Here is a 4909-nt window from a genome sequence, read left to right as displayed (position 1 = left end):
CGCTCGGCATGATCGAGGCGGGGGCCGCCACCTTCGCCGGCGCGATCCCGACCATCCTGAAGGTGAACTCCTCGAACTCCCTCTCTACCACCAAGGATCAGGCGGTGACGGGCAGCGTGAACGATGCGCTGCGGCTCGGCTGCGCGGCGATCGGCTTCACGATCTACCCCGGCTCCGAGGATCAGTTCGAGATGATGGAGGAGCTGCGCGAGCTCGCCGAGGAGGCCAAGTCCGTCGGCCTCGCGGTGGTCGTCTGGTCGTATCCGCGCGGGCCGATGCTGGACAAGGTGGGCGAGACCGCGTTCGACATCTGCGCCTATGCCGCTCACATGGCCGCCCTTCTCGGCGCGCACATCATCAAGGTGAAGCCGCCGACCGAGGCGCTGTCGCTCGATGCGGCGAAGAAGGTGTACGAGAAGCAGGCGATCGACGGTGCCACGCTCGCCAAGCGCGTCGAGCACGTGGTGCAGGCCTGCTTCAACGGCAAGCGCATCGTCGTGTTCTCGGGTGGCGAGGCCAAGGACCTCGAGGGCATCTACGCCGAGTGCCGCGCGATCCGCGACGGCGGCGGATCGGGCTCGATCATCGGCCGCAACACCTTCCAGCGCCCGAAGGACGAGGCGCTGGCGATGCTGGCGAAGATCATCGAGATCTATCAGGGCAAGGCGTAACGTTCCGGTCGAGTTCCCTCTCCCGCGCCAGTGGGAGAGGGTCAGGGTGAGGGTAGTTTCGGGTGTTGATCATACCGCGCTGCCGGCTCTACCTGATCACCCCGCCCGCCTTCGACCCCGTCCCCTTCCGCGACACCCTCGCCCGCGCGCTCGACGCGGGCGACGTCGCCGCGTTGCAGCTTCGCCTCAAGGGCGTGGACGACAACGCGATCCGGCGTGCCGCAGACACGCTGCGCCCGGTCGCGCAGGAACGCGGCGTGGCATTTCTCATGAACGACCGCGCCGACCTCGCCGTGCAGACAGGCTGCGACGGCGCCCATGTCGGCCGCACCGACGGCGATCTCCGCGAGGCGCGCCGGCTGCTCGGCCCCGACCGCACGCTCGGCGCGACCTGCCACGACTCCCGCCACCTCGCGATGGAAGCGGCCGAGGCGGGCGCGGACTACGTCGCCTTCGGCGCGTTCTTCCCGACCGGGACGAAGGAAACGACGCACCGGCCGGATCCGGACATCCTGACGATCTGGTCGGAGACGACCGAAATCCCCTGCGTGGCGATCGGTGGCATCACCGCCGAGAACTGCGGCGTGCTGGTCCGGGCAGGGGCCGATTTTCTCGCAGTGATCGGCGGCGTGTGGAATCACCCCGACGGGCCCGAGGCGGGCGTGCGGGCGATCAACGCGGCGATCGCGCAGACATTCTGAAGAAACGCGGGAGGACCCTGCCCTCCCGCACCCACCCGCCAGGAAACTGAGTTTCCTGGACCTTCCCCTACTCCGCCGCCGCCTCGGCCCGCGCCCGACGCCGCGTCGCCAACTGCAGCAGCACCACCACCGTGACCAGCGCCACCCCGATCGTGTCCGTCACCCAGCCGGGCTGGATCAACGTCAGCGCCGCCGCCACCATCAGGGCGCGCTCAACCAACGACGCGCGCGCAATCAGGTAGCCGTGCAGCCCCGCCGCCAGCAGCAGACACCCGCTCGCCGCCGTGATCGATGAGTGCACCACGTCGATCCAGTCGCCGATCAGCAGCAGCGACGGCGAATAGACGAACATGAACGGCACGATGAACCCGGCCGCCCCCATCTTCACCGCCGCCAGCCCCGACTTCCACATGTCCGACTTCGCCAGCCCCGCCGCGGCGAACACCGCCAACGCCACCGGCGGCGTGATCGCGGACAGGATCGCGAAGTAGAATGCGAACAGATGCGCCGCAGGCGGGATCACCCCCAGATTGATCAGCGCCGGCACCAGCAGCGCCACCATCACGATATAGGCCGGCGTGGTCGGCATCCCCATGCCCAGGATGATCCCGGCCACCATCGTCAGCATCAGCGCCAGCAGCAGGCTGTTCCGCGCCGCCGCCAGAACGAACTGGGTGAAGATGATGCCAAGCCCGGAGATCGTGATCACCCCGATCACGATGCCCGCACAGGCACACGCCATCGCCACGCCCAGCGCGCCCTTCGCCCCCTCGGCGAGCGCAGTCCAGACATTGTGCAGCGTCACGGTCTCGCGCGAGTTCGCCCGCAGTGCCGCGACCGGGAAGCACGCAAGCGTTCCCGCGAGCGCTGACAGCGGCGCGGAGTAGCCCGTGAAGAGCCCGCCCAGGATGATGAAGATCGGAATGAACAGATGCCCGCTCTCACTCAGCACCTTGCGCAGCTGCGGCACCTCGTCGCCGGTGAGGCCGCGCAACCCCATCCGCTTCGCCTCGAAATGCACCGCGCCGAACGCCGCGACATAGAACAGCAGCGCCGGCAGCAACGCCCAGGTGATCACCGTCAGGTACTGCACCTGCATGAACTCGGCCATCACGAACGCGGCCGCCCCCATGATCGGCGGCATGATCTGCCCGCCCGTGGACGCCACCGCCTCCACCGCCGCGGCGAACTGAGGCCGGAACCCGGTGCGCTTCATCAGCGGGATCGTCACCTGGCCGGTGACCATCACGTTCGCCACCGCAGACCCCGACACCGAGCCGAACAGGCTCGACGAGATCACCGCCACCTTGCCCGGCCCGCCCGCCGCGCGGCCCGTCAGCGCCAGCGCGAAGTCCATGAACAGTCGTCCGACGCCGGATCGTTCCATGAACGCGCCGAACAGCACGAACACGACGACGAACCCGGCCGAGACGCCGAGCGTCGAGCCGAAGATGCCCTCGGTCGTCAGGTAGAGCTGGTCCAGCAGCACCGGCAGCTCGACATCCAGCACCGTCATCGCGAGTGTGAGGAACACCAGCGCGGTTGCCGGCAGCGCCCAACCGATCACCCGCCGCGCCGCCTCCATCACCATCGCGACGCAGGCCCAGCCCCAGAACCAGTCCGCCGGTTCGGGGTCGTCGATGTAGATGATGCGGAAGACGATGCGCTGGTAGTCGTAGAACAGCCAGGCCACGCTGCCGACCGCCAGGACCAGCAGCATCAGATCCTCGAGCCCCGGCGTCTTCCGCTTCCTGAGCGGGTGCGTCAGAAAAACCAGGATGAATGCGAAGATCAGATGCGTGCCACGAAAGAACACCGCCTCCGGCGGGCCGAAGGCGGTGGTATACATGTGGTAGCAGGACATCACGACCGCGACGACGGCCGTGATCAGGCCGACGCCACGGGTGTATGTCGGGACCAACGGGATCTAGCCCCTGGATGAAGGCGTCAGAGCGCGCCTGCCTCCTTGTAGAAGCGCTGCGCACCCGGATGCAGCGGCACGCCGATGTCCTGCGCCATTGCCTTCGGCGTCAGGCCTCGGATGCCGCCGAACACTGCCGCCATGCCCTCGACGTTCTCGCTCATCACCTTGGTCATGTTGTGCACCAGCGCCTCGGGGAGCTCGCAGGACACCACCACATGCGTGAAGTAGCCCGGAACGGTCACGGTCTGGGTCTGCTTCGGATAGGTCCCGGCGGGGATCGGCACGCCGACGAAGCCGGGATTCAGCTTGCGCAGCCCCTCGATGTAGGCCCCAAGCTCGACCACGTGGATGTCGCGCGCGGACGCGAGGTCCATCACCGCCGAGGAGGGGATCGCCGTGCCGAGCGTAAACACCTGCGCATTGCCGTCGCGCAGCAGCCCGACTGCGTCGGTGTAGGAAGCCTGGAAGTTCGCGCGGACGTCGTTGTAGGTCAGGCCCGCCACCGACAGGATCTGCTGCGTCACCACCTCGGCGGTATTGCCGCGCGGCTGGATCACCACCTGCTTGCCGCGCAGGTCCTCAAGCCGGGTCACGCCGGCGTTCGCGAGCGCGATCACCTGGAAGTACTGCGGATAGAGCGTCGCCAGATTGCAGACCTTGGTCACCTGACGCGGGAAGGGTGCGGACCCCTTCAGCCCATCGACCGTCGTGATCGAGTTGCCGAAGCCGATCTGCGCACGGCCTTCATCCACACCCCGGATGTTCGCGACACCGGCGCCCGGAATCGCGGTCACGGAGACGCCCGAGATCGCCTGCTCCCACATGTTCTTGAGCGCCCCGCCGAGCGGAACCCACACCCCGCCCTGCGGGCCGGTCATGAAGCGCAGCGTCTGGGCGTCGGCCTGGGCGAGCGGCGCCGCCATCAGCACGGCGGCGAGCGCGGTCGTCTTGAGTCCGAGTCTCATCGTTGTCCTCCCTGGCACATGACGTCTTTGCGGCCTGAGGCCACTCACGCCATTCAACGGGCGCGTTGCGCCCGGGTCAAGCCGCGAGGCTTGCCTCGCCTTGCATCGTGACGAAACCGTCGGCATCGCGCACCGAGAGCTGCGCTGCCCCGCCCGCCTCGGTGCCCGCGACCGTAAAGGGGGCGAGGTCGAACAGCGGCCGCACCCCGCGATAGGCGATCCGCTCCAGAGCCTGCCCCGGCCGCGCACGCAGGACCAGCCCGGCCATCAGCGTCGCCTGAAGCGGGCCGTGCACGATCAGGCCCGGATACCCCTCGACCTCGGTAACGTACCGCCGGTCGTAGTGGATGCGATGGCCGTTGCCGGTCAGCGCCGAGTAGCGGAACAGCATCACCGGGTCGGGATCGACCGTCTCGGTGAAGGCGTCCTCCGGCAGCGGCGGCGGAGCCGCGGCCGCCTTCACCGCCGCCCCTTCGAGCCCTCGATAGACGATGTCCTGCTCCTCCTCGATCGCCACCCCGCGCGGGCCGGAGATGACGTGGCGCACGGTGACGAAGACCAGCGCGCCGGTCGAGCCGGCCTTCTCGCGGATCGCCGCGATCGTGCTCTGGCGGGCGATCATCTCGCCGGCGAACAGCGGCCCGAGGA

5 protein-coding genes are annotated in these 4909 nt (G+C 68.4%); 2 read left to right on the top strand and 3 right to left on the bottom strand.

Annotation, left to right across the window (positions count from 1 at the left end):
• Both ACTIFU_RS16040 and thiE read left to right on the top strand, forming a co-directional pair.
• Positions 1-671 (top strand): class I fructose-bisphosphate aldolase (locus ACTIFU_RS16040; protein ID WP_439579324.1); only part of this gene is annotated, 671 nt, incomplete at its 5' end.
• Between the two features lie 71 nt (positions 672-742).
• A complete protein-coding gene (thiE, locus tag ACTIFU_RS16035) occupies positions 743-1372 on the top strand; it encodes a thiamine phosphate synthase (RefSeq protein WP_439579325.1) in 630 nt (209 codons plus the stop codon).
• A gap of 67 nt (positions 1373-1439) precedes the next feature.
• Here the strand turns inward: thiE and ACTIFU_RS16030 are convergent, their stop codons facing one another.
• The 3 genes from ACTIFU_RS16030 to ACTIFU_RS16020 all read right to left on the bottom strand — a co-directional run.
• Positions 1440-3293, bottom strand: a complete 1854-nt coding sequence (locus ACTIFU_RS16030; protein WP_439579323.1) for a TRAP transporter permease — start codon at positions 3291-3293, stop codon at positions 1440-1442.
• 26 nt (positions 3294-3319) lie between these two features.
• Positions 3320-4261: a TAXI family TRAP transporter solute-binding subunit gene (locus ACTIFU_RS16025; RefSeq protein ID WP_439579322.1), complete on the bottom strand. Its 942-nt coding sequence runs from the start codon at positions 4259-4261 to the stop codon at positions 3320-3322.
• A gap of 76 nt (positions 4262-4337) precedes the next feature.
• The coding region (locus tag ACTIFU_RS16020; protein WP_439579321.1) for an acyl-CoA dehydrogenase at positions 4338-4909 on the bottom strand (572 nt) is incomplete at its 5' end.

The sequence above is a fragment of the Elioraea sp. genome (assembly GCF_051860475.1).
Lineage (GTDB): Bacteria > Pseudomonadota > Alphaproteobacteria > Acetobacterales > Acetobacteraceae > Elioraea.
Note: the sequence above shows the minus strand (reverse complement) of the source record. Positions and strands in the feature narration are given on the sequence as shown.